Origin of the sequence: Seohaeicola nanhaiensis, assembly GCF_042654245.1 — a bacterium.
GTDB classification, from domain to species: domain Bacteria; phylum Pseudomonadota; class Alphaproteobacteria; order Rhodobacterales; family Rhodobacteraceae; genus Seohaeicola_A; species Seohaeicola_A nanhaiensis.
Genome location: NZ_JBHSGI010000034.1, coordinates 198,914 through 221,922 on the forward strand (window position 1 = coordinate 198,914; position 23,009 = coordinate 221,922).

21 protein-coding genes are annotated in these 23,009 nt (G+C 68.1%); 8 read left to right on the forward strand and 13 right to left on the reverse strand.

Annotated elements, in window-relative coordinates:
* Position 1 precedes the first annotated feature (1 nt).
* The 10 genes from ACFO5X_RS24955 to ACFO5X_RS25000 form a co-directional block, all read right to left on the reverse strand.
* Positions 2-1,189, reverse strand: coding sequence for a DNA methyltransferase (locus ACFO5X_RS24955; RefSeq protein ID WP_380722744.1), 1,188 nt, complete (start codon positions 1,187-1,189; stop codon positions 2-4).
* Between the two features lie 115 nt (positions 1,190-1,304).
* The gene (locus tag ACFO5X_RS24960; RefSeq protein WP_380722746.1) at positions 1,305-2,612 is read right to left on the reverse strand and encodes a T6SS phospholipase effector Tle1-like catalytic domain-containing protein; all 1,308 of its coding nucleotides are present in this window, start codon (positions 2,610-2,612) and stop codon (positions 1,305-1,307) included.
* Between the two features lie 66 nt (positions 2,613-2,678).
* A complete protein-coding gene (locus tag ACFO5X_RS24965) occupies positions 2,679-3,524 on the reverse strand; it encodes a class I SAM-dependent methyltransferase (protein WP_380722748.1) in 846 nt (281 codons plus the stop codon).
* 12 nt (positions 3,525-3,536) lie between these two features.
* The gene (locus tag ACFO5X_RS24970) at positions 3,537-5,567 is read right to left on the reverse strand and encodes an ASKHA domain-containing protein (protein WP_380722750.1); all 2,031 of its coding nucleotides are present in this window, start codon (positions 5,565-5,567) and stop codon (positions 3,537-3,539) included.
* Between the two features lie 115 nt (positions 5,568-5,682).
* Positions 5,683-6,417, reverse strand: a complete 735-nt coding sequence (locus tag ACFO5X_RS24975) for a hypothetical protein (RefSeq protein WP_380722752.1) — start codon at positions 6,415-6,417, stop codon at positions 5,683-5,685.
* A gap of 135 nt (positions 6,418-6,552) precedes the next feature.
* Positions 6,553-8,067 carry an aldehyde dehydrogenase (NADP(+)) gene (locus ACFO5X_RS24980; protein WP_380722754.1) on the reverse strand — a complete coding sequence of 505 codons (1,515 nt, stop codon included), beginning with the start codon at positions 8,065-8,067 and terminating at the stop codon, positions 6,553-6,555.
* A gap of 79 nt (positions 8,068-8,146) precedes the next feature.
* On the reverse strand, positions 8,147-9,460 hold the full coding sequence (locus ACFO5X_RS24985) for a TRAP transporter large permease (protein ID WP_380722756.1): 1,314 nt from the start codon (positions 9,458-9,460) through the stop codon (positions 8,147-8,149).
* A complete protein-coding gene (locus tag ACFO5X_RS24990) occupies positions 9,453-9,950 on the reverse strand; it encodes a TRAP transporter small permease (RefSeq protein ID WP_380722758.1) in 498 nt (165 codons plus the stop codon). The genes ACFO5X_RS24985 and ACFO5X_RS24990 overlap by 8 nt, the downstream gene beginning before the upstream one ends.
* A 62-nt stretch (positions 9,951-10,012) precedes the next feature.
* Positions 10,013-11,032, reverse strand: coding sequence for a TRAP transporter substrate-binding protein (locus ACFO5X_RS24995; RefSeq protein WP_380722760.1), 1,020 nt, complete (start codon positions 11,030-11,032; stop codon positions 10,013-10,015).
* Between the two features lie 118 nt (positions 11,033-11,150).
* Positions 11,151-11,627, reverse strand: coding sequence for a MarR family winged helix-turn-helix transcriptional regulator (locus ACFO5X_RS25000; RefSeq protein ID WP_380722762.1), 477 nt, complete (start codon positions 11,625-11,627; stop codon positions 11,151-11,153).
* Positions 11,628-11,782: 155 nt separating this feature from the next.
* On the opposite strand from ACFO5X_RS25000, the gene ACFO5X_RS25005 reads away from it, so the two are divergent.
* The 8 genes from ACFO5X_RS25005 (at position 11,783) to ACFO5X_RS25040 (ending at position 20,114) form a co-directional block, all read left to right on the forward strand.
* Positions 11,783-12,721 carry a PDR/VanB family oxidoreductase gene (locus tag ACFO5X_RS25005; protein WP_380722764.1) on the forward strand — a complete coding sequence of 313 codons (939 nt, stop codon included), beginning with the start codon at positions 11,783-11,785 and terminating at the stop codon, positions 12,719-12,721.
* 11 nt (positions 12,722-12,732) lie between these two features.
* Entirely contained in the window at positions 12,733-14,055 is a 1,323-nt protein-coding gene (locus ACFO5X_RS25010; RefSeq protein WP_380722766.1) for an aromatic ring-hydroxylating dioxygenase subunit alpha, read from the forward strand.
* On the forward strand, positions 14,052-14,525 hold the full coding sequence (locus ACFO5X_RS25015) for an aromatic-ring-hydroxylating dioxygenase subunit beta (protein ID WP_380722768.1): 474 nt from the start codon (positions 14,052-14,054) through the stop codon (positions 14,523-14,525). Before ACFO5X_RS25010 ends, ACFO5X_RS25015 begins: the two co-directional genes overlap by 4 nt.
* Before the next feature lie 61 nt (positions 14,526-14,586).
* Entirely contained in the window at positions 14,587-16,209 is a 1,623-nt protein-coding gene (locus tag ACFO5X_RS25020; RefSeq protein ID WP_380722770.1) for an AMP-binding protein, read from the forward strand.
* Entirely contained in the window at positions 16,206-17,372 is a 1,167-nt protein-coding gene (locus ACFO5X_RS25025; RefSeq protein WP_380722772.1) for a thiolase family protein, read from the forward strand. The genes ACFO5X_RS25020 and ACFO5X_RS25025 overlap by 4 nt, the downstream gene beginning before the upstream one ends.
* The gene (locus ACFO5X_RS25030) at positions 17,369-18,616 is read left to right on the forward strand and encodes an SDR family NAD(P)-dependent oxidoreductase (protein ID WP_380722774.1); all 1,248 of its coding nucleotides are present in this window, start codon (positions 17,369-17,371) and stop codon (positions 18,614-18,616) included. The genes ACFO5X_RS25025 and ACFO5X_RS25030 overlap by 4 nt, the downstream gene beginning before the upstream one ends.
* Complete coding sequence (locus tag ACFO5X_RS25035) at positions 18,613-19,392, forward strand: cyclase family protein (RefSeq protein ID WP_380722776.1); 780 nt, start codon at positions 18,613-18,615, stop codon at positions 19,390-19,392. Before ACFO5X_RS25030 ends, ACFO5X_RS25035 begins: the two co-directional genes overlap by 4 nt.
* Positions 19,389-20,114, forward strand: a complete 726-nt coding sequence (locus ACFO5X_RS25040) for an SDR family NAD(P)-dependent oxidoreductase (protein WP_380722778.1) — start codon at positions 19,389-19,391, stop codon at positions 20,112-20,114. Before ACFO5X_RS25035 ends, ACFO5X_RS25040 begins: the two co-directional genes overlap by 4 nt.
* Here ACFO5X_RS25040 and ACFO5X_RS25045 read toward each other — a convergent pair.
* Genes ACFO5X_RS25045 through ACFO5X_RS25055 form a run of 3 tightly spaced genes read right to left on the reverse strand, consistent with a single transcriptional unit; the run spans position 20,111 to position 23,006 of the window.
* A complete protein-coding gene (locus ACFO5X_RS25045) occupies positions 20,111-21,016 on the reverse strand; it encodes a sugar kinase (RefSeq protein WP_380722780.1) in 906 nt (301 codons plus the stop codon). The two genes, ACFO5X_RS25040 and ACFO5X_RS25045, sit on opposite strands and share 4 nt — an antisense overlap.
* Entirely contained in the window at positions 21,013-21,876 is an 864-nt protein-coding gene (locus tag ACFO5X_RS25050) for an SMP-30/gluconolactonase/LRE family protein (RefSeq protein ID WP_380722782.1), read from the reverse strand. The genes ACFO5X_RS25045 and ACFO5X_RS25050 overlap by 4 nt, the downstream gene beginning before the upstream one ends.
* The gene (locus ACFO5X_RS25055; RefSeq protein ID WP_380722784.1) at positions 21,873-23,006 is read right to left on the reverse strand and encodes a fumarylacetoacetate hydrolase family protein; all 1,134 of its coding nucleotides are present in this window, start codon (positions 23,004-23,006) and stop codon (positions 21,873-21,875) included. The genes ACFO5X_RS25050 and ACFO5X_RS25055 overlap by 4 nt, the downstream gene beginning before the upstream one ends.
* Between the last annotated feature and the right edge of the window lie 3 nt (positions 23,007-23,009).

Here is a 23,009-nt window from a genome sequence, read left to right on the forward strand (position 1 = left end):
GTCAGACGCGGCGCAGCAGGACGATGCGGTTGGTGTTGGTGCCCTTTGCGCCGTTGTCGACGCCCCAGCAATTGGCGGTCTTGGTGAAGTCCTGCGCGTTGACCATGACGCCCAGCGGCTGGAACGGCAGCCCCTGAACCGCCTGCCAGACGAGACGTTCCAGCAGGACGCGGCCGTTGCGCACCTCGCCCACCTCATAGGCGACATGGCCGCCGGGGCGCAGCAGGCGGGCCATCTCGGCCAGCACACGGGCGGTCATCGCGGTCCAGGCGGCTTCGCTGCGGTGCAGGTCGATGGCGACGGATTGCGCGTCGATCCCGGCGAACCAGCAGCGCAGCCAGTTGTCGGCAGCATAGTGCACGATGTCGAGGAAGGGCGGCGAGGTCACGACAAGGTCGACCGAAGCATCGCGCACGGCGATGTCCCAGGCGGGGCCGATGGTGAGCCGGTGATCGCCCCCCGGCGCCGCGCCGGCGCGCAGCAGGGCGGCGGTTTTCTTCAGGATCAGCGCCGTCACGTCGCGCACCGGCGGCGTGAGGCCAAGCCGGGCGTTGATCTTTTCCTGTGCGGCGACGGAAACTGCCTGATTGGGCGGCATCGAGCGGCCCGAGAAGAATCCGGGGGAATGGCCCGAGAGGCGATTGAGCGCGACCATGCGGATCCAGTCCGCCGCCGGGTCGGGCGCGGGATCGTCCAGCGGCGCGCTGTCGGCCAGCCAGAGGCGCAGCGCCTCGATCCGGCGCAGGGTCTCGGGGTGGTAGAAGGCAAGGAGGTCGGGGCGGGTGATCTCGCCCCTTTCCCAGTCGACGGTGGCGAGCGCGGTGGCGATCTGCCCGGCCGTGATCCCGCGCAGGCGGGGGCGGGTCAGCAGCGTCGAGAGCGGATTGATGTCGTTGCCGAGCGCGCGCCGGCCCATCAGCGCGGCCTGCACCGGCGTGGTGCCGCGCCCCATGAAAGGGTCGAGCACGGCCCCATCCGGCGCGGTCAGGCGCTGGATGAAGAATTCGGGCAGCTGCGCCTTGAAGCAGGCGCGATACGAGATTTCGTGGATCGGATGCGACCGGCGCTGTGCCGAGGTCCAGAATTCGTTGATAAAATAGGGGATGCCACCCTCGGTCTCGGTCCGGGTCGGCTGCCCGAAGCCGCGGAAGGCGCGCAGGTCGTCCAGCAGGGGCGGCGTGTCATACATGGGGATGTTGTGCCCGAGGCGGGGCGGCACGGCAAGGGCGGCGGGGGGCTCTGCCCCCGTCTCCCTTCGGTCGACTCCGCCGGAGTATTTCTGAAGAGAAGAAGCCAGGGGCGCCTCAGGACGCCGGCAGGTTCGGCGGATCGTACTCAGGCAGGGCGGTGCGGCGGGTGGCGACGGAGTCGTCGATCTCGTGGTCTTCGGGGATCGGGCGCGGCTCCATCAGGGGCAGATACCAGATCAGGCCGCGGCGATACCAGGCGGGAGTGCCGGGGGCGCGACGTTTGAGCGATTTCGGCAGGATTTCCAGCAGCGCCCAGGCCCAGGTGCGGGAAAAGCCGCCGGGAAAGATCGAGTCGTGCAGCGGGGCGAGCGGATCCGGGCGGGCGTAGGGCAGGCCGCCGGGGGTGGTCTTGCCCGGGGTTTCCCCCTGCAGGTAGGTCTTGCGCGCGCGCTGGCGCAGGGCGAGGCCGGGCGGCAGCGCGGGAGCGGGCGCGCCCTGGGCGGCGTCCTCGGCATCGGCCTGCGCCTCGGCGGCCTCGAAGGCATCGAGCATCCAGTTGACGGTGATCTTGCCGATGCCAGAACGATCCTCGGGCGGGCTGCCGCCGATGTCGCTGTGAAAGCCCGGGAACCAGCGCTGGCGTATGATCTGCCTGCGCCGGCTGCCGGGATTGCGGAAGTTGTTCCCGAAGTAGAGCGGGGTCGTGCCGTCACGGTCGCCTTCGGAGGGGTTCCACGCCTGCGCGCGGAACAGCGAGCGGCGTTCGTCCACAGCCAGCGCGTGCAGCACGATGCGCACCGAGACGTTGGAGTTGACGTTGGCGTGGGTGCCGAGTTCGACGGGGCTCTGGTATCGGGCGAGGTTGCGCCAGATCGGGTGGAAGCGCAGGATCGAGCTGACCGTGTCGAAGAGCAGCAGGGCGCGGATCGGTGCGGGCTCGGGGCGCAGGACGCGTTCGTATTCGCGCAGGGCCTGGAACACCCGGTCGGGATCGGCCCCGGCGGGCGCTTCGGACACCCGGCGATAGGCGCGGAAGACCGGAGTTATGAGGTGTAGCACCTCGGGGCGGACGAGGCCGAAGTTGTGGATGAAGCCGGCCAGCACCCGGACCGCATAGGCGCCGCGCGAGAAGCCGGCCAGCACGATGCGGTCGTCGTCGCGATAGCTGCGGCAGAGCACGCGGTAGGCCTCGAGCACGTCCTCTTCCAGACCGAGGCCGAAGGCGAGGCCGAAGAAGCCCTTCACCAGCTGGCGGGTGCGGCCGAAATACTGCGGCCCGTCATAGGTGCCGACGCCCATCACGTAATGGGCGATCTGTTCCTCGTCCTGCGCCACCGCCTTGTAGAGCTTGAGCACATTGGTCTCGCGGTCGCCGATCTCGTTGCCGGTGCCGTCGATGCAGATGACAATCCTGCGGGGCATGGTCTCTCCTCCGGTGGGCCGCGCCAGCATGACGCGGCCGCCGGGGATTTCAACCGTTGCGTGCGCCTAAGGGCGGCGGGCGCGGTAGAGGTTGATGCGCGCGGGCAGAAGCAGCGGATCGGCGCTGCCCATTTCGGCAAACTGAGCGCGGATCACCGCGCGGATGGCGTCGGCATCCTCGGGCGTGCCGTTGAAATGGGCGATGGTGCGCACGGCCGGGCCGACCTGCATCACGAGGCCCGCCGCCGCGTCAGCGTCGCCGGGGAGCGTCAGCCTGAGGTCGACCACATCAACCTCGGCCGCGAGCCCCGCGTCGCGGAACAGGCCCAGCACGCGGTCGGTGTCGTGGAAGGCGAGCGGGCCCGGCGCGTTGCGGTCGGTGCGGGGCGGGCGGCCCAGCCGGTCCATCGCGGCGACATGGGGGATGGTGAACCAGGGGTTGCGGTCGAGCGCGCCCCAAGCGGCGAAGGTCATTGTGCCGCCCGGTTTCAGGGCGCGGGCCATATTGGCGAAGGCGGCGGTGGGGTCGTCGAAGAACATCACGCCAAAGCGCGAGATCACCGCGTCGCGGTCGTCGGGTGTGAAGGGATGCACCTGCGCGTCGGCGTTGACGAAGGCCACATTGGTCAGACCGGCGGTGCGTTCCCGCGCGCGGGACAGCAGCAGGTCCGAGATATCGGCGGCCAGCACATGGCCCTCCGGCCCGACGGCGCGGGCGGCGGCCAGCACGCTGGCGCCGGTGCCGCAGCCGATGTCGAGCACGCGCTGGCCCGGTTGCAGTTCCGCGCGCGCGATCACCAGATCGAGCACCGGGGCCATCGCGGCGTCGAGCTGGTCTTCAAGGGTGATCCACTTCTGGCCGCCCGGGGACCGGCCCCAGTATTCGGCCTGATCGGCATTGGTTCCGGTCATATGTGGATCTCCCTATCCCCTGCGGCGGCGGCGTCCGCCCCCGCCACCCGTGTCGCCGCCCTGATTGAAGCTGACTTCGGGGAGGGTCACAAGGCTGTTCAGGATCGGGAAAGGCTCGACCGCGTTGGGGATCGCCGAGGCGTTCACGAAATGCTCCTGAAAGCGCGGTTCGATGGCGGTCTCGACCTTGTGGATGCCGCGCACGGTCGCTTCGATCAGGTCGCGCGCCTCGCGGTTCAGCAGAGCGATGCGGGCACCGGTGCCGGCGGCGTTGCCGGCGCTGGTGACCTTGTCCAGCGGCGCGTCGGGGATCATGCCCAGGACCATCGCGTGTTTGGGAGAGATATGCGCACCAAAAGCCCCGGCCAGCACGATGCGGTCCACCTTGTCGACGCCGAACTTGTCCATCAGCAGGCGCGCGCCGGAATAGAGCGCGGCCTTGGCCATCTGGATTTCGCGGATGTCGCGGTTGGTGACGGTGATGCGGGGGCCGCCGGTGTCGGTCGCGTCCCAGACGAGGTAGGAATAGGTCCGCCCGTCGAGGATGCAGCGGGCCGAGCCCGTCTGTTCCGGCGCGCCGATCAGGCCCGAGGCGTCGACGATGCCGGCCAGGCGCATCTCGGCGACCATCTCGATGATGCCCGAACCGCAGATGCCGGTGATGCCGGTCTTGCCTGCCTCGGCGGCAAAGCCCGGATCGTCGGACCAGAGGTCCGAGCCGATGACCTTGAAGCGGGGCTCCTTCGTGACCGGGTCGATTTCGACCCGTTCGATGGCGCCGGGCGCGGCGCGCTGGCCCGAGGAGATCTGCGCGCCCTCGAAGGCCGGGCCGGTGGGCGAGGAGCAGGCCAGCACCTTTTCGGTATTGCCCAGCAGGATTTCGGCGTTGGTGCCGACATCGACGACCAGCAGCAGGTCTGGCGACTTGTCGGGCGCCTCGGAGAGCGCGACCGCGGCGGCATCGGCGCCGACGTGACCGGCGATGCAGGGCAGCAGGTAGAGCCGCGCCGAGGGATGCAGGTCGAGCCCGACCTCGCGCGCGGTCAGGTTCAGCGCGTCCGAAGTGGCCAGCGCGAAGGGCGCCTGGCCGAGTTCGAAGGGGTCGATGCCGAGGAAGAGGTGGTGCATGACCGGGTTGCAGACCAGCACCATGTCCAGGATGTCGTCGCGGGTGATGCCCGCTTCGGCGCAGACCTGGCCGAAGAGGTCGTTCATGCCCTCGCGCACCGCCGCCGTCATCTCGGCGGCGCCGCCGGCATTCATCATCGAATAGCTGACCCGGCTCATCAGATCCTCGCCAAAGCGGATCTGGGGGTTCATCAGGCCGGAGGAGGCGACGACTTCGCCCGATTGCAGGTCGCAGAGGTGGGCCGCGATGGTGGTCGAGCCGAGATCGACGGCCAGGCCGAAGATCGGCGCCTCGCGGAAGCCGGGCCAGACCTCGATGATGCGCGGCTGCGGGCCGAGGTGGACGGCGCAGGTGACCTGCCAGCCGCCCTTGCGCAGCTTGGGCTGCAGGCCCTGCAGGACGGTCAGGTCGATCTGCACGTCCTTGATCTGCCATTGTTCCGCCAGCGCGTCGCGCAGGCGTTGCAGGTCGCCCGAAGGGTCGTGCATGTCGGGTTCGGCCACGGCGACATAGAACAGCTTGACCGCCGGGCTCATGGTGATCTGGCGCGCCTCGGCGCGTTTGCGCACGACCTGGCGGTGGACCTGGCTTTCTGGGGGCACGTCGATCACCACGTCGCCCATGACGCAGGCCTGACAGCCGAGGCGGCGGCCCTCTTTCAGACCGCGCTTGGACTTGTAGCGTTCCTCGACCGCGTTCCAGTCGGTCAGCGCACCGGGTTCGACGGTGACGCCGTGTTTCGGGAATTCACCATAGGACGGCGTGATCTGGCAGCGCGAGCAGATGCCGCGCCCGCCGCAGACCGAATCGAGATCGACGCCCAGCTGGCGGGCCGCCGTCAGCACCGGTGTGCCCTCCGGAAAGCGCCCGCGTTTGCCCGAGGGGGTGAAGACCACGAGGGGATCGTTGCTCATGCCGTGTTCCGAATCCTTTGACGTCGCCGGGCACCATAGCCTGCGCGCGGGCGGACGAAAGGCGGCGGGCGGCATATTCGCGCCGGCCAGCGGCATTTGCGGGCTTAGAAGGGGCTCAGAACAGCTTTTTGAAGAAGGCCTTGGCGTCTTCCATCAGGAACGCCAGCTTCTTGTCGGCGGCGACCTTGAGCGCGCTCTTGGCGCGCAGGTGCTGGCGGGCGATCTCGGTCTCGTGCTTTTCGGCCGCCGTCTTCAGCCTTCGGTAGGCGCTGGAGATGGCGGCGGGCTGTTTCTCGATCCCGGCCTCCATGATCTGGAGGATTTCCCCGCCCGTGGCGGCGCGAAAGCTGGGCGTGCTGACGAACAGCGCCTTGAGCGCGGCGAGCGTGGTCTGAATCACCGTGCTCATCGTCTGGAAGTTCTTTTCGTTCAGCGCGCACTTCTTCTTGACGAGGTCCATATAGGTCAGCCGTTCGCGCAGCTCGTATTCATAGGCCTTGAGCTGCTTGAGGTAGAGGTCGAGTTCCTTTTCGAATCCCGGCGTGTTCGGCCCCTTGGCGCGCGCGATCTTCTCCATCCGGCTTTTCACCTCGCCGCTGGGGTCGGGGATCGGGGGAAAGCCTTCGGTGATCGCGGCCAACACCTCTTTCTGGGTGCCGTTGAAGAATTTCTTGAGCGGCTTGTATTTGTTCTCGGCGATGCCGAGCAGCTTGCGTGCGCCTTCGATATCCTTGGGCGCGTTCCGCGCGAACCCGCGCACGAGGGTCACATTGTCGAGGATATCCTTCGCGCCGTTGAAATAGTCATAGGTCTTGGAAAGGGTCTCGATCCGGGACAGGGCGTCGGGCATGGCTTTCGGTCCAATCGTTTTGCGTTCCGGGGGCACAGGCGGCCCCCGGTCGGGAAAATGAATGGACGACAGTATGGACCGTCTGGCGCATGGCTCTGTGACCTCGGTTACAGACAGGCGCCAGACCGGCGATAATCAGCCGACAACGGCGTCGAGCAGCCCCTCGGGCAGGTTCTGGTAGCAGACCGGGCGCAGGAAGCGGCGGATCGACAGGGTGCCGACCGATGTGGCGCCGAAATTGGTCGAGGCCGGGTAGGGGCCGCCGTGCACCATCGCATCGGCCACCTCGACGCCTGTCGGGAAGCCGTTCACCAGCACGCGGCCGGCCTTGCGCTGAAGGATCGGCAGCAGGCGGCGGGCGGTGGCTGTATCGCCCTCGTCCATGTGCAGCGTCGCTGTCAGCTGGCCCTCGAAGCCCTTGGCCAAGGTCTCCATCTCTTCGGTGCCGCTGACGCGGACGACCAGGCCGAGCGGGCCGAAGACCTCTTCGCCCAGGGAATGGTCCTGAAGGTAGGTGTCGGCGTCGGTCTCGTAGAGGTTGGGCGAGGCCTGCCGGCCTTCGTCGTCGTGGGTCAGCAGCGGGCGCACGGCGTTGCGGGTGTCAAAGCGCGCCTTGCCGTCGCGATAGGCCTTGGCGATGCCGTCGGTCAGCATCGTCTGGGCCGCGACCTTTTCCAGCGCGGCCTTGGCGGCGGCGACAAAGGCGTCGCCCTCGGCGCCCCGGGCGACCACGGCGATGCCGGGGTTGGTGCAGAACTGGCCCGCGCCCATGGTCAGCGAACCGGCCCAGCCCTCGCCGATCTGCGCGCCGCGCGCCTTGACCGCCTCGGGCAGCAGGAACATCGGGTTCACCGAGCCAAGCTCGCCGAAGAACGGGATCGGCTCGGGCCGCTGGGCGCAGAGGTCGAACAGCGCGCGGCCCCCGGCGAGCGAGCCGGTGAAGCCGACCGCCTTGATCATCGGGTGCTGCACCAGCGCGGTGCCGACGTCGCGCCGCCCGCCCTGGATCAGCGAGAAGACGCCCCTGGGCATCCCGCAGGCGTTGATCGCGGCGTCGATCGCCTCGGCCACGATCTCGCCCGTGCCGGGGTGGGCCGAGTGGCCCTTGACCACGACGGGGCAGCCGGCGGCCAGCGCGGCGGCGGTGTCGCCCCCGGCGGTGGAGAAGGCCAGCGGGAAGTTCGAGGCGCCGAAGACCGCCACCGGGCCGATCGGCTGCTGGACCATGCGCAGGTCGGGGCGCGGCAGCGGCTGGCGGTCGGGCAGGGCCGGATCGTGGCGCAGGTCGAGATAGGCGCCGTCGCGGATATGGCTGGCGAAGAGGCGCAACTGGCCAGTGGTGCGGCCGCGTTCGCCGTTCAGACGCGCCTCGGGCAGGCCGGATTCCTGGGTGCCGATCTCGGTGATGGCGGCGGCGCGCTTCTCGATCTCGTCGGCGATGGTGTCGAGAAAGGCCGCGCGGTCGGCGCGCGAGGTGGCGGAGTAGGTCCAGAACGCCTCTTCCGCGGCCTCGCAGGCGCGGTCGACCAGCGCCACGGTGCCCACCGCGAAGTCGTGCGCCGGGCCGGTGGCGGGTTCCGAGGTGAAGGTCGTCTCGCCGCCCACCCAGTCGCCCGCGATCAGGTGCTTGCCAGTCGGTTGCCAGGTCATCGCGTCTCTCTCCCCATTGAACACGGTTGTTTCAGCGCCATTGATGCGCGATTGCCGGCGTCGCGGCAAGTCATCCGGCCTACATCTGGTTCGGCAGGAACAGCACGAGGCCGGGCAGCAGCAGCAGCAGGATCAGGCGCAGGATGTCGACCATCCAGAAAGGCGTGACGCCGCGGAAGATCGTCGCGGTGGTGACATCGCCGACAACGCCCTTGAGCACGAAGACGTTCAGGCCGACCGGCGGGGTAATCAGGCTGATCTCGGTCACAACCACGACGATGATGCCGAACCAGACCGGATCGAACCCCAGCGCTGTGACCAGCGGGAAGAAGATCGGCACGGTCAGCAGCAGCATCGACAGGCTTTCGAAGATGCAGCCGAGCAGAATGTAGACCAGGATGATCAGCGCCATCACCGCCCAGGGGCCGACGTCGAGCGCGGTCACCGCGGCGCGCAGCCCTTCGGGCAGGCCGGCGAGGTTGACGAAGTTCGAGAAGATCCAGGCCCCGATCAGCACCGCGAAAAGCGAGGCGGTGGTGACGGCGCTTTCCTCGAGCACTTCCTTGATGTCGCCCCAGCCGAGCCCGCCGCGGGCCAGCGCGATGAAGAAGGCGCCCGCGGCGCCCATCCCGGCGGCCTCGGTCGGCGAGAAGGCGAGGTTCAGCGGCCAGAAGTTCAGCGCGCCGTAGAGGCCGCCGATCACCAGGCCGAACAGCGCCAGCACCGCCCAGACGCCCTTGAGGGCACTCAGCCGCTCGCCCCAGGTGGCACGCGGTCCGGCCGGGCCGGCTTCGGGATTGCGCGCGACCGAGATGCGCACGGCGAGGAGATAGAAGAGGATGCCCATCATCCCCGGAATGATGCCGGCGATGAACAGCTTGCCGATCGAGGTTTCGGTCAGCAGGCCGTAGATCACCAGGATCACTGAGGGCGGGATCAGGATGCCGAGCGTGCCACCGGCGGCGATGGAGGCGGTCGAGAGCGAGTCGGCATAGCCGAACTTGCGCATCTCGGGCATTGCCACTTTCGACATGGTGGCGGCGGTGGCGAGCGACGAGCCGCAGATGGCGGCAAAGCCGCCGCAGGCGACGATGGTGGCCATGGCGAGACCGCCGCGGAAGTGGCCGAGGAAGGCGTTCGAGACCTGATAGAGCTCGCGGCTGATGCCGCCCTTGTTGACGAAGAGCCCCATCAGAATGAACAACGGCACCACCGACAGGCCATAGTCCTGGCTGGTGTCGATGATCAGCTGTCCGACCATCGAGATCGAGGCGCGGAAATTGGTCTGCCAGGCGAAGCCGACCATGCCGACCAACCCCATGGAAAAGGCGATGGGAATGCGCAGCAGGACCAGGACGAAGACGGCGGCAAAACCGATGGCGGATTCAATCATTGCGTCTCGTCAGCAGATGGGGGGCGAACCACAGAAGCAGGCCCCGAAGGATCAGGATGGCGGCGGTGGCAAGGGTCATGCCGCAGATGAAGTATTCAATGTAGAAGGTTGAGATCGCGAGATATTCCGTCACGTCGCCATAGTTCCTGTGGCGTTCGGCCAGATCGGCAACCCGCATTCCCGGCCACCACAGCATGGCGCCGCAGACCACGGCGACCAGCCCGTCGCGCAGCCGCTCCAGTCGGAGGTGGCGGAAGATCGGGTCGGCGAGATCGACGGTGATGTGCTGATCTCGGGCCGAAACGACGGGCAGCGCGGCAAAGACCACGATCGCCATGGCGATACGGGTCAGTTCTGTGGCGGCCTCGATGGGCGCGTTGATCGTCGAGCGCAGCACGACGTCGACGAAGGTCAGCGCCATCAGCAGGAACAGCGCGGCAGAGGCGACGGCGATGGGCGGCACCGTCAGGATGCGCAACAGCGGTTTCACGGCAGACAGGGTCCTTTCGGCCTGCGGAGGCCGGACGGCTAAACCCGCCCGGCCCGCCGGGATTACTTGGTTTCCTTGGCCATTTCCGACTTGACCATCTCGTAGGCGGCCTTGCCGTCGGCGCCGGCGGCGTCGATCTCGGCCAGCACCTTGTCGCGGATCTTGTCGCTGATCTTGGTGAAGGCGGCGATGTCCTCGGCCGAGGCCTCGCGGATCGAATTGTCGGAGGCGGCTTCGGTCGCGGCGCGACCCTCGGCATCGGCCTCATCCCAGACCTGACCAGCCAGGCGGCTGAGGGTTTCGCCAAAGACCTCGCTTTCCAGCTTGGCCTGAACCTCGGGCGACAGGCTGTCGAACTTCTCCTGGCTCATGATCAGCGCGAAGGAGCCGCGGTAGAAGCCGCCGGGCATCTCGTAGAGGTTCTTGGCCACTTCGGTCAGTTTGAAGCTCTTGCGGCCCTCGACCGGCATCGCCACGGCGTCGGCCGCGCCCGACGACAGGGTCTCATAGACCTTGGGCGCCGGCACCTGGATGCCGACGAGGCCCAGTTCGGTGCCCACGTCCGTCACCACGCCGCCACCCAGACGGGTCTTGAGGCCGTTCAGATCGGCCAGCGTCGTGACGTCCTTCGAGGTGTGAATCTGGCCGACGCCGTGAGTCATCAGGCCGATGACCTTGACGCCCTTGTGTTCGTCCAGCTTCTCGAACATCTCCTTGTAAACGCGCCAGTCGGCGACCGAGGCGGCCTCGGCGTTGCCGGTGAAGCCCGGCAGTTCGATCAGCTTGGTGGTGACGAAGCGGCCGGGCGTGTAGCCGTGGAAAATCCAGGCGATATCGGCGGCACCGTCCAGGATCAGGTCCATCTGGGCGGGCGGCGGCGCGAGGCCGTATTTGATCTCGCCGGTGACTTCGCCGCCGGTTGCGGTTTCCATCATCTCGATCAGTTTCGGGAAGAGGTTGGCGTTGATCCCGTGGGTGGGACCGGCCCAGCTGGAAATCGTCAGCGTCTCGGTGGCATGTCCGGCCGTCGCGACAAGCGCCGCCACGGCGACTCCGGACAGAAATCTGGTCAGTCTCGTCATTGGTCTTCCTCCCCTGGTGTGTTCGGCGCGGCTGTGGCGCCGCGTCCTGACTTATTTGTATGAGTTTTCATGTATCCGTAAATTCGGATTCTGAAAACATATTTTTTCACGTCCCGAGTCAGCCCTCCGTGCCGGTCTCGGGATCGAGCGTGCGGATCAGGGCATGCAGTGCGGGTTTGAGATGGGCGGCATCGCTGCCCTTGAGCCTTTGCAACAGTTTGGATTCGTGCTCGCGCGCCTCGCGGACCAGACGGGCCGCCAGGGTGCGGCCCTGGGGAGTAAGGTAGACGCGCACGCGGCGGCGGTCGGCGGGGTCGCCGCGTCGGCTGACGAGGCCGCGCTCGTCCATCTGGATGATGATGCGGGTCAGGCGCGACTGTTCGACCAGGGCAAAGCGGGCCAGTTGCGTTATCATCGAACCGTCTCGGTCGTGCAGGCAGGCGAGCACGCGCCATTCCGGCACCCGCAGCCCCTCGGCCCGGACCCGGGCGTGGAACTGGCCGCTGGCGGCGTCGCTGGCGGCGGCCATCAGGTAGAGCAGGTAATTGGCCACAAACTCGCCGGTGTCGGCGGGGGCGTCGGTGGTATCGGTCACGGCAGGCGCCTCGCGTCGGTGAGGGCGCATTGCAGCGGCGGCGCGGAGAAATGTCAATCCGTCGGTGAAGGGACGCGCAAAAACTGCTTGACCGATTTTATATGAAATTTCATATTATCGGGAACGGGGCGCTGCTCCGACGGGAGGGACAGCCAGTGACCTTATGCACCGCCACCCTGACTCGGCTTGTGCCGCTGACGGCGCAGATCACCGAATTCACGCTTGAGGGGGACGACCTGCCGCCCTTCGCGCCCGGCGCCCACATCCGGGTGGAGCTGCCCGATGGCGACACGCGGGCCTATTCGCTGATCCGCATGACGGCGGCTGACGCGGCGGTTGCCAGCTATACCATCGCGGTGCAGCGTGAGGACGGCGGCAAGGGCGGCTCGCGCTTCATGCACGGGCTGCGCGAAGGGGTCCAGCTGCGATTTGCGCCGCCGAAATGCGACTTTCCGGTCGACACTGGCGCCCCGGCCGTGCTGCTGGCCGGGGGGATCGGGGTGACGCCGCTGATCTCGATGGCCGCCGCGCTGGACGAGGCGGGGCAGGCGTTTGCCTTTCACTATGCCGCCCGCAGCGCCGGGGTCATGGCCTATCGCGACGCGCTGGCCGCGCGGTTCGGCGACCGGGTGCATCTGCATTTCGACGACGATGCCTCGGCACTGAACCTTGAGGCGGTGATCGGCGCATTGGGGCAGGCAAACCTCTACATCTGCGGGCCGCGCGGCCTGATCGACACGGCGCGCACCCGGGCCGAGGCGGCGGGCATCGCCGCCGGGCGGGTGCATGTAGAGCTGTTCGACACCCCGGCGCCTGTCCAGGGAGAGACAGGGTTCGAGGTGGAGCTGTCCAGCAGCGGACAGGTCTTCACCGTCGCGCCCGGCCAGTCGATCATCGACGCGCTGGAGGCGGGCGGGGTCGACGTGCTCTACGACTGCCGTCGCGGTGACTGCGGCATCTGCCAATGCGGCGTGATCGAGGGGGTGCCCGATCACCGCGACGTGGTGCTGAGCGCCGAGGAGCGCGCCGCCGGGAACGTCATGCAGATCTGCGTCAGCCGCGCGAAGACGCCGCGGCTGGTTCTGGACCTCTGAGGGAGAGCGCCATGGGACAGTACGACACCCCCGAAGCCATCGCCGCGCTGGTGCAGCCGCGCCAGGTGCACCGCGATGTCTATACCAGCCCAGAGGTGTTCCGGCTTGAGATGAAACACCTTTTCGCCAATGCCTGGGTCTTTGTCGGCCACGAGAGCCAGACGCCGAAGCCGGGCGACTATTTTGCAACCTCCATCGGCGACCAGCCGGTGATTCAGGTGCGCCATTCGGACGGCGAGGTGAAGGTTCTCTACAACCGCTGCCCCCACAAGGGCACGAAGATCGTCATCGACCGGCAGGGAAATACGGGAAAATTCTTTCGCTGCCCCTATCACGCCTGGTCGTTCAAGACCGATGGCTGCCTGCTCGCCATCCCGCTGAAGAAGGGCTATGAGGGGACCGGTCTGGAAGAGACGCCCTCGGGGCATGGCATGAAGGCGGTGGGCGCGGTGCGGAACTACCGCGGTTTCGTCTTCGCGCGGCTGGCCGAGACCGGGATCGGGTTCGACGAGTTCTTTGGTGACAGTCTGTCGTCGCTCGACAACATGGTCGACCGCTCGCCCGCCGGGCGGCTGGAGGTGGCGGGGCCGCCGCTGCGCTATCTGCACCATTGCAACTGGAAGATGCTGGTCGAGAACCAGACCGACACCTGCCACCCGATGGTCGCCCATGAAAGCAGCGCCGGTACGGCGGTGAAGCTGTGGAAGGAACTGGGCCTGCCAGAGGATGCGCCCAAGCCCCCGGCGATGGAGATCATCGCGCCCTTCATGTCGCCGTACGAATTCTTCGAGAACATGGGCATCCGCACCTGGCCGAACGGGCATGGGCATACCGGGGTGCACCATTCGATCCATTCGGATTATTCCGCGATCCCGGGGTATTACGAGGCGCTGTGCGCGTCATATGGCGAGGAGAAGGCCAGGGCGGTGCTGGCCGAGAACCGGCACAACACGGTCTATTTCCCCAACATCATGATCAAGGGACCGATCCAGCAGCTGCGGATTTTCATTCCGCTGGCGGCGAACCGCACGCTGGTCGAAAGCTACATCTACCGGCTGGTCGATGCGCCGGACGAACTGCTGGCGCGGACGGCAATGTACAACCGGATGATCAACGCGCCGACCTCGATTGTCGGGCATGACGATCTGGAAATGTACGAACGCGCGCAGGAGGGGCTGGAGGCGGACGGCATCGAATGGGTCAACGTCCAGCGCCTGTATGAAGAGGACGAGGATTTCGACGCCGAAGCGGTCGAGAATGGCACCACCGAGCGGCAGATGCGCAACCAGTTCCACGCCTGGGTGAAGTTCATGACGATGGGGGCCGGGCGATGAGCGTGAGCCGGGAGGACCTGATCGACTTCGTCCACGACGAGGCGCGGATGCTGGACGAGGGGCGCTATGACGACTGGCTGGCGCTCTGGCTGCCGGACGGCCACTACTGGATGCCGCTGGACTACGGGCAGAGCGATCCTTTGCTTGTGACTTCCTACCTTTACGAGGATCTCTTCATGCTGAAGCTGCGGGTCGAGCGGCTGAAGGGGGCGCGCACCTTCAGCCAGAAGCCGAAAAGCCGGTGTCATCACGTGCTGTCGCGGCCCTTCGTGGATCGGATGGAGGGTGACCGCTTCGAGACCTGGACGCAGATGCACTACGTCGAGACGCGGCTGGACGAACAGCAGCTGCTGGCGCTGACCGCGCGCCACGAGCTGGCGCTGGTGGACGGTCGGCTGCGGATCGCGAACAAGCGGGTGGATATCCTCAACTGCGATGCCGCGTTCCGGAATATCCAGCTGTTGCCTTGAGTTGAGAGCGCCGGGGCTTTGCCCCGGACCCCAGGATATTTGAAGCAAGAGGAAGAGCAGGGTGGAGGCGATTGGGTTTGGCGCAGACGTTCACACGGTCTATGAGGCTTTTGCCGCGGTGGCGGCGCGCTGGCCGGAGCGGGCGTTTCTGAACGTCCTGCCGGAAACGGCTGATCTTTATGGGATTTCGGCGGATGAAATCTCTTATGGCGCGGCGGCGGAGGAGGTGGACGCTCTGACCGACAAGCTGCGCGCGGCGGGTTTCCGGCGCGGCCAGCGGATCATGCTGCTGCTGGAGAACCGCCCGGCGTTCTTTATCTGGTTCCTCGCGGCGAATGCGCTGGGAGTCTCGGTTGTGCCGGTCAATCTCGACCTTCGGGCGGCGGAACTGGCCTATATGGCGGGCCACGCCGAGCCGGTGCTGGCGGTGGCCATACCGGCGCGGCAGGGGGACCTTGAGATGGCGGCGCGCGAGGCGGGGATTGTCATGCCGGTGGTCGGCGTGGAAGACAGCCTGCCCGGGCCGCGAAGCGGGGGGGCCATCGCCCTGCGCGATGGCGAGGCCGAGGCGGCGCTGCTTTATACGTCAGGGACCACGGGCCAGCCCAAGGGCTGTGTCCTGACCGACAGCTATTTCCTCGAGATGGGGCGCTGGTATGCCGGGGCGGGCGGGCTTTGCGCGCTGAACGCCGAGGGCGAGCGGATGATCACGCCGCTGCCGGTGTTCCACATGAACGCGATGGCGACCTCTTTCATGGGGATGCTGGCGGTGGGCGGTTGTCTGACGGTGCTGGACCGCTTCCATCCCGCCACCTGGTGGGACTCGGTCCGGGAAAGCCGAGCGACCTGCCTGCATTATCTGGGTGTGATGCCGTCGATCCTGATGAAGGCGGCGGAAGGTCAGAACGATCGCGCGCAGACTGTGCGATTCGGCTTTGGTGCCGGGGTCGACCCCAAGCTGCACGCGCCCTTCGAGGAACGCTTCGGCTTTCCGTTGGTCGAGGCCTGGGCGATGACCGAGACCGGCGCCGGTGCGGTGGTGGCGAACAACCTGGAGCCGCGGCAGGTCGGGGTCAGCTGTCTGGGCCGCTTCGCGCCGGATATCGAGGCGCGGATCGTGGATGAGGCCGGGGCCGACGCCGATACCGGCGAGCTGCTGGTGCGCCGGGCGGGGGAAGACCCGCGGCGGGGGTTCTTCGCGGGCTACTTCCGCAATGATCAGGCCACAGACGAAGCCTGGGCCGGCGGCTGGTTCCATACCGGCGACATCGTGCGGCGGGCAGGGGACGGGTCGATCTTCTTCCGGGACCGCAAGAAGAACGTGATCCGCCGGTCGGGCGAGAATATCGCGGCGGTTGAGGTGGAATCGGTGTTGATGCGGCATCCCGCCGTGGCGGCGGCGGCGGTGGCGGCGGTGCCCGACGCGCTGCGCGGCGACGAGGTCTTTGCCTGCATCGTGCCGGCGGCCGGGGGATCGGAGGCGCTGGCACGGGAGATCGTCGCGTGGTGCCTCGGCCAGCTCGCCTATTACAAGGCGCCGGGCTATGTGGCGTTTGTCGAGGCGCTGCCGCTGACGGCGACGCAGAAGATCCAGCGCGCGACGCTGAAGGCGCAGGCGGCGGCGCTGGTGGAAGACCCGGCCACGGTGGACACCCGCGCGATGAAGAAGCGGAGCCCGGCGTGAGGCGCGCGCCCTACGATGGCGTGGTGCTGACCTGCCCGGTGACGGTACCCTATGTGCGTTATTCGCAGGAAAGCGCGCATTGGTGGATCGCGCGCGGGCTGCGCGGCGCGCTGGACGCGGCGGGGATGGCCCCGCGCGAGGTGGACGGGTTTTCGGTCTCGTCCTTCACGCTGTTCCCGGATACGCCGGTGGGGCTGACCCAGCATCTGGGCCTGACGCCGCGCTGGCTCGACACCGTGCCGATGGGCGGGGCGAGCGGGGTGGTGGCGCTGCGCCGGGCCGCGCGGGCGGTGCAGGCGGGCGATGTCGACGTGGTGGCCTGCGTGGCGGGCGACGCCAACCATATCGACAGCTTCCGCCGCCTGCTGTCGGCCTTTTCACGGTTCTCGCAGGATGCCACATATCCCTATGGCTTTGGCGGGCCGAACGCGACCTTCGCGCTGATGATGGACGCCTATATGCAGGCTTATGGGGCGGAGCGGGCGGATTTCGGACGCATTGCCGTGGCGCAGCGGCAGAATGCGCTGAAGAACCCCGATGCGCTGATGAAGACACCGTTGAACCTGGATCAGTATCTGGCGGCGCGCCCGATCGCCGAGCCGATCGCGCTGTTCGACTGCGTGATGCCCTGCGCGGGCGCCGAGGCGTTCCTTGTCATGCGCGAGGAAGAGGCGCTGCGCCGCGGGCTGCCTTTCGCACGGGTGCGCGCGACCATCGAGCGGCACAACGCCTTTCCCGAGGATCCGGTGCAGCTGCGCGGGGGCTGGGCGGTGGATGTGGACGAGCTGTGGTCGATGGCGGGCTGCGGGCCTGCGGACATGGATCTGGTGCAAACCTATGACGATTATCCGGTGATCTCGATGATGCAGTTCGAAGACCTCGGGTTCTGCGCCAAGGGCGCGGGCGCGGCCTTTGTGCGCGCCCATGATCTGACGATCACGGGCGATCTTCCGCACAATACCTCGGGCGGGCAGCTGTCGGTCGGGCAGGCGGGGGCGGCTGGCGGCTATCTCGGGCTGGTCGAGGCGCTGCGGCAGGTGACCGGGCGGGCCGGGCCGACGCAGGTTGCGGGCGCGCGGCGGGCGCTGGTCTCGGGGTTCGGCATGGTGAACTACGACCGCGGCGTCTGTTCCGCGGCGGCGGTGCTGGAGGGGGCGTCGTGACCGTGCCGCTGACCCTGCCGCCGAAGAAGGACCCGCAAAAGCGCACCCGCGTGCCGACGCTGCCGCCAGCCGCGCGCTCGCGGGCGGCGCTGGGGCTGACGGCGGCGGCGGCCGAGGGGCGGTTCGCCTTGCAGCGCTGCGCGGATTGCGGGGCGGTGCAATATCCGCCGCGCGACTCCTGCCAGCAGTGTCTGTCGGTCGATCTGGCCTGGGCGGCGATGCCCTCCGGCGCGACCGTGCTGGCCGAGACGCGCATCCATGCCTCGCCCGATCCCTATTTCCGCGAGCGGCTGCCCTGGCGGATCGGGACCGTGCAGCTGGATGCCGGGCCGGTGGCGGTCTGTCACCTGCATGGCGACGTGGGGCGCGGGGCGCGTGTGCAGATGGCGCTGAAACTCGACAAGGCCGGGCAGGGCGTGCTGATCGCGCTGCCGGCGGAAAGGACCGAGGCGATGGAGGACGACCCCACCCTGCGCGCGCTGACCGCGCATCCCCGGCACCGGCGGGTGCTGATCACAGACATGCGCGCGCCCGAGGCGCTGCCGCTGGTGCGGGCGCTGCTGGCCGAGGGGGCGGCGCGCGTCTTCGTGGGCGAGGCCGAGAGCTGGCGGCGCTGGCCGGGCCGCGCGGCGTTCGAGGCGCTGGAGCGGGTCGAGATCGTGCCGCTGGACGTGACCGACGCCGCCTCGGTCGCGCGGCTGGCGGGCGAGATCGGCGGCAAGACCGACATCCTGATCAACACCGCCCGCCATGTCCGCCCCGGCGGGGTGGTCGGGCAGGATACGGTGGCGGCGCGCGACGGGATCGAGGTCAACGTACTGGGGCTGATGCGGCTGGCGCAGGGGTTCGGTCCGGCGATGGCCGGGCGCAGCGAGGACGGCACCAATGCGGCGGTGGCTTTCTTGAATATTCTGTCGGCCCATGCGCTTGCGCCCGATCCTTCATTTGGTGCCTTCGCTGCGGGTCAGGCCGCCGCGCGCTCGCTCTGCCAGACGCTGCGGGGCGAATTCGCGCCGGCGGGGCTGCGGGTGATGGCGGTTTACTGCGGCCCGACGGAGGATGAGTGGCACCAGCCGCTGCCGCCGCCCAAGGTCTCGCCCGCCGCGCTGGCGCGGGGCGTGGTCGAGGCGCTGGTCGAGGGGATCGAGGACAGCTTTGTCGGCGACGTGGCGCGCGACGTGGCCGAGCGCTGGCGGCGCGACGCCAAGGTGCTGGAACGCGAATTGGCGGGAGGCGGGGCATGAGCGTGCTGGCGGAGATGGTCGCGGCGATGGCGCGCGGCGCGGTGCGGGTTGTGGATCTGACCCACACGTTGGACCCGGACTTTCCGGTGATCGTACTGCCGCCGGAATTCGGCCAGTGCGCGCGGTTCCGGATGGAGGAGGTCAGCGCCTATGACCATCGCGGGCCGGCGTGGAAATGGCACAATCTGACCCTGAACGAGCACACCGGCACGCATTTCGATGCGCCGATCCACTGGATCTCGGGGCGAGACGTGCCCCACGGTGCAGTGGACGAGATCGACCCGGCCGCCTTTGTCGGCCCGGTGGTGGTGATCGACTGCACGGCGGGTGCCGCGCGGGACGACGATTTCAAGCTGACGCCCGAGATCATCGCGGCGCATGAGGCCGAACATGGCGCGATCCCTTGCGGCGCCTGGGTGCTGATGCGCACCGACTGGTCGAAACGGTCGGGGGCCGACTATCTGAACATGGCCGAGGACGGGCCGCATTCGCCGGGTCCAACTCCGGCGGCGATCCGTGCGCTGCTGGCGCGCGATGTGCGCGGGTTCGGCACCGAGACGGTAGGCACCGACGCCGGGCAGGGCGCGCATTACGACCCGCCCTATCCGGCGCACTACCTGCTGCACGGAGCCGGAAAGTTCGGGCTGCAATGCCTCAGGGGCCTCGACCAGCTGCCGCCGACCGGGGCGGTGCTGATCGCCGCGCCGCTCAAGATCAAGGGCGGCACGGGCAGCCCGCTGCGGGTGCTGGCGCTGGTGCCGGGGGACGCGGCATGAGCGGGTATACGGCAATCGTGACCGGCGGCAGCCAGGGCATCGGCGCCGATCTGGCGAAGCGGCTGCTGGAGCGGGGGTATCGCGTGATCTCGATCGCGCTCAACGCGCCGGACTGGACGCATGAGCAACTGGAGAGCGTCGAATGCGATCTGCTGGATGCCGGCGCGGTGGCGCGGGTGGCGGCGGACATTGCGGCACGCCACGAGGTGACGCATCTGGTGCACAATGCCGGGCTGATCTGGCCGAACCTGGTGGAGGACGCCCGGCCGGAGGATATCGCCGGGCTGGCGCAGCTGCATCTGGGCGCGGCGCTGACGCTGGTGCAGGCGGTGCTGCCGGCGATGAAGGCGCGCGGCTTTGGCCGGGTGGTCTTCAACGCCTCGCGCGCCGCGTTGGGGGTGCCGACGCGCACCGCCTATTCGGCGACCAAGGCCGGGATGATCGGCATGGCGCGCACCTGGGCGCTGGAACTGGCGCCGCATGGGATCACGGTCAACGTGGTCGCGCCGGGGCCGATCCAGACCGACAATTTCTGGGGCATCGTGCCGAAGGGCAGTGCGCGCGAGGCCGAGCTGGCGCGGCGCATCCCGGTCGGGCGGCTGGGCACAGTCGAGGATGTGTCGAACGCCTTCCTGTTCTTCTGCGATCCGGCAAGCGGGTTCGTCACCGGGCAGACGCTTTATGTCTGCGGCGGCGCCAGCGTGGGGACGATGCAGCTTTAGACCTTGTCGAAGATCGAGCGGACCAGCGCGCCGCGTTCCTGAATAACCTGAGCAGCCAGCGCCATCGCGCGTTCGGCCGCCGTTTCGATATCGGCGCCGGTCAGCCGGGCGGCCAGCCAGGCCGCGCCAAAGCTGTCCCCGGCGGCGGTGCTGTCGACCTGCCGGACGGCGGGCGGTGTGAAGCTGTGCAGATCGCCTTCCGAAAGGATATGAAGCGCCTGGCCGCCGTTCTTCACGCAGACCTCGCGCGCGCCCAGTGCGGCGTAGCGGTCTGCGGTCGCCGCGGGCGAGCTGTCGCCGAACAGGCCGGTTTCCTCGTCAAAGCTTGGCAGCACCGTATCGGCGACCGAGGCGCCGAGGGTCAGGCCGGCCTTCATCGCCTCGGCATTCTCCCACAGGCGGGGGCGCAGGTTGGTGTCGAAGGCGATGTGGCAGCCCTGCGCCCGCGCGCGCGCCAGCGCGGCGCAGAGCGCCTCGCGGTGGGCGGGCGTCAGTATCGCGAGCGTGATGCCCGAAAGGTGGATGCAGCTGCGACCCGCCAGCGTGGCGTCGAGCCAGGCCTCGTCCGCCGCTAGAAGCCGCGCCGCCGACTGGCCGCGCCAGTAGGAAAAGCTGCGCTCGCCCTCGCGCAGGCTGATCATGTAAAGCCCGACGGTGCGGTCGGGGATCCGGCGGATGGCGCTGGTGTCGATCCCTTCGCCCGTCATGAAGGCGACCATCTCGTCCGAAACCATATCGGTGCCGACGCAGGTGCCATATGCGACACTCCAGTCGTCGGGCAGCAGGCGGCGGGCATACCAGGCGGTGTTGAAGGTGTCACCGGCAAAGCCCTTGCGCAGCGCACCATCCTCGCGCGGGGCGAGTTCGATCATGCATTCGCCGAGCGCCAGAAGAGAGGTCACAGCTCGACCCGGTGTTCGGCCTGACCGGTGACGCCGGGCGCGATTTCGAAGGTCTTGCCGGCGGCGCGGTCGGCGGCGCGCTGATCGTCGCTGAGGTTCTGCCAGGCGGAGGTGACCAGCATCCGGTCGAGATTTGGCCCGACGAAGGCGGGGCAGGTCGACTGGCGGGCGGGAATCGGATGGGTCTGCATGAGCTCGCCCTTAGCCGAATGGCAGGTGACTTTGCCATGCCCGTAATGCGCGCACCAGAAATTGCCCTCGGCGTCGATCACCGCGCCGTCCGGGCGGAACTGGTCGGCGGGCAGGTCGAGAAACAACTCGGGCGCGCCCTTGGGCCAGCCGTTGATATCGTCCAGGCGCTGGCGCATCACCTTGCCGGTCGGGGTGTCGGCGAAATAGGCATAGCGGCCGTCGGGGCTGAAGCACTGAGCGTTCGTCACGGTGATGCCGGTGTAAAGCTGGCGCAGTTCGCCCTTGTAGTAGCGGTAGAAGGACCCCGCGCCACGTTCCAGTGTCTTGCTCATCGTGCCAATCCAGAAGCCGCCCCAGGGGTCGGCACGGCCATCGTTGGACCTTGTGCCGGGATTGTCGGCCTCGAGATCGCAGAGGTGTTCGATTTCACCGGTCTCGATATCGAAGACCAGCAGCGCGCGTTCGTGCGCCACCAGCAGGCGGTCGCGGTCGATCCATCCGGCGGCCGAGACATGGCCGTCGAACTGCCACATCCGCCGGTCGTCGCCGGCGCGGGCGTAGAGCCGGTGCGCGCCGATGTCGAACCAGAAGAACTCCTGCCGTTCGGGGTGCCAGAGCGGCCCTTCGCCCAGCTTGCATTCGGTGCCGTCGAAGATCGTCGCGCTCACAGCAGCCCTCGTCCGGCGAGGTTGCGCATCAGGGCGGCGGTGCCAAAGGTCCATTCCGGGCATTCGGTCGACAGGCGCACGGTGTTGCGCAGGGTGCCCAGCCGCGGCTCCGAGATGGTGACCACGTCGCCCGTCTTGTGGGTGAAGCCCTTGCCCGGCGCGTCGCGGTCCTGGATCGGCGCGAAAAGCGTGCCGAGGAACAGGAAGAAGCCGTCGGGATACTGGTGATGCCGACCGATGGTCTGGGCGACGATATCGGCCGGCTTGCGGCTGATCTCGCGCATCGAGGAATGGCCCTCCATGACAAAGCCGTCCGTGCCAGTCACCTTCAGGTCCAGTTCGGCGTTGTGAACGTCGTCCATCGTGTAGCCGTCGTCGAACAGCCGCAGGAACGGGCCGATGGCGCACGAGGCGTTGTTGTCCTTGGCCTTCCCGAGCAAGAGCGCCGAGCGCCCCTCGATGTCGCGCAGGTTGACGTCGTTGCCGAGTGTCGCGCCGAGGATCTCGCCGGTGCTGTTCACCGCCAGCACGATCTCCGGCTCGGGGTTGTTCCAGGTCGAGATCGGGTGCAGCCCGACATCGGCGTCAAAACCCACCGATGCCATCGGCTGGCATTTGGTGAAGACTTCGGCATCGGGGCCGATGCCGACCTCCAGATAAGGCGACCAGAGCTTTTCGGCCTGGAGCAGTTTTTTGACCTCCATCGCCTTTTCCGACCCTGGAACGATGCCGCGCAGGCTCTCGCCGATGACCGAGGCGACGCGGTCGCGGATCGCCTTGGCGCGGTCGGCGTTGCCGGCGGCCTGTTCCTCGATCACGCGTTCGACCATGGAGCGCGCGAAGGTCACGCCGCTGGCCTTGATCGCCTGCAGGTCGGGCGGGGCGAGCAGGACTGGCGCGCCATCCTTCCCGAGGTCCGACAACGCGCAGAGTGTTTCGCCCGGCGCCGAGCGCACGCGATCCGCGGGGGCGTCAGCCTCGAGCAGGTCGCGCAGCGTGGGCGTCTCGCGGCTGGTCAGGTCGACCACGCTGTCGCCGCGCAGGGCGACCAGCGCCGGGCCGATACCGGGGCGCCAGACGCGCCCGGTCAGCGTGGCGTTCGGATCGGGGTTGTCGAGGGGCAGGGGCATGGG

Coding starts and splice junctions, on each gene's coding strand:
- ACFO5X_RS24955 (WP_380722744.1), bottom strand. CDS start 1,189: ATGTATGACACGCCGCCCCTGCTGGACGACCTGCGCGCCTTCCGCGGC.
- ACFO5X_RS24960 (WP_380722746.1), bottom strand. CDS start 2,612: ATGCCCCGCAGGATTGTCATCTGCATCGACGGCACCGGCAACGAGATC.
- ACFO5X_RS24965 (WP_380722748.1), bottom strand. CDS start 3,524: ATGACCGGAACCAATGCCGATCAGGCCGAATACTGGGGCCGGTCCCCG.
- ACFO5X_RS24970 (WP_380722750.1), bottom strand. CDS start 5,567: ATGAGCAACGATCCCCTCGTGGTCTTCACCCCCTCGGGCAAACGCGGG.
- ACFO5X_RS24975 (WP_380722752.1), bottom strand. CDS start 6,417: ATGCCCGACGCCCTGTCCCGGATCGAGACCCTTTCCAAGACCTATGAC.
- ACFO5X_RS24980 (WP_380722754.1), bottom strand. CDS start 8,067: ATGACCTGGCAACCGACTGGCAAGCACCTGATCGCGGGCGACTGGGTG.
- ACFO5X_RS24985 (WP_380722756.1), bottom strand. CDS start 9,460: ATGATTGAATCCGCCATCGGTTTTGCCGCCGTCTTCGTCCTGGTCCTG.
- ACFO5X_RS24995 (WP_380722760.1), bottom strand. CDS start 11,032: ATGACGAGACTGACCAGATTTCTGTCCGGAGTCGCCGTGGCGGCGCTT.
- ACFO5X_RS25010 (WP_380722766.1), top strand. CDS start 12,733: ATGGGACAGTACGACACCCCCGAAGCCATCGCCGCGCTGGTGCAGCCG.
- ACFO5X_RS25015 (WP_380722768.1), top strand. CDS start 14,052: ATGAGCGTGAGCCGGGAGGACCTGATCGACTTCGTCCACGACGAGGCG.
- ACFO5X_RS25035 (WP_380722776.1), top strand. CDS start 18,613: ATGAGCGTGCTGGCGGAGATGGTCGCGGCGATGGCGCGCGGCGCGGTG.
- ACFO5X_RS25040 (WP_380722778.1), top strand. CDS start 19,389: ATGAGCGGGTATACGGCAATCGTGACCGGCGGCAGCCAGGGCATCGGC.
- ACFO5X_RS25055 (WP_380722784.1), bottom strand. CDS start 23,006: ATGCCCCTGCCCCTCGACAACCCCGATCCGAACGCCACGCTGACCGGG.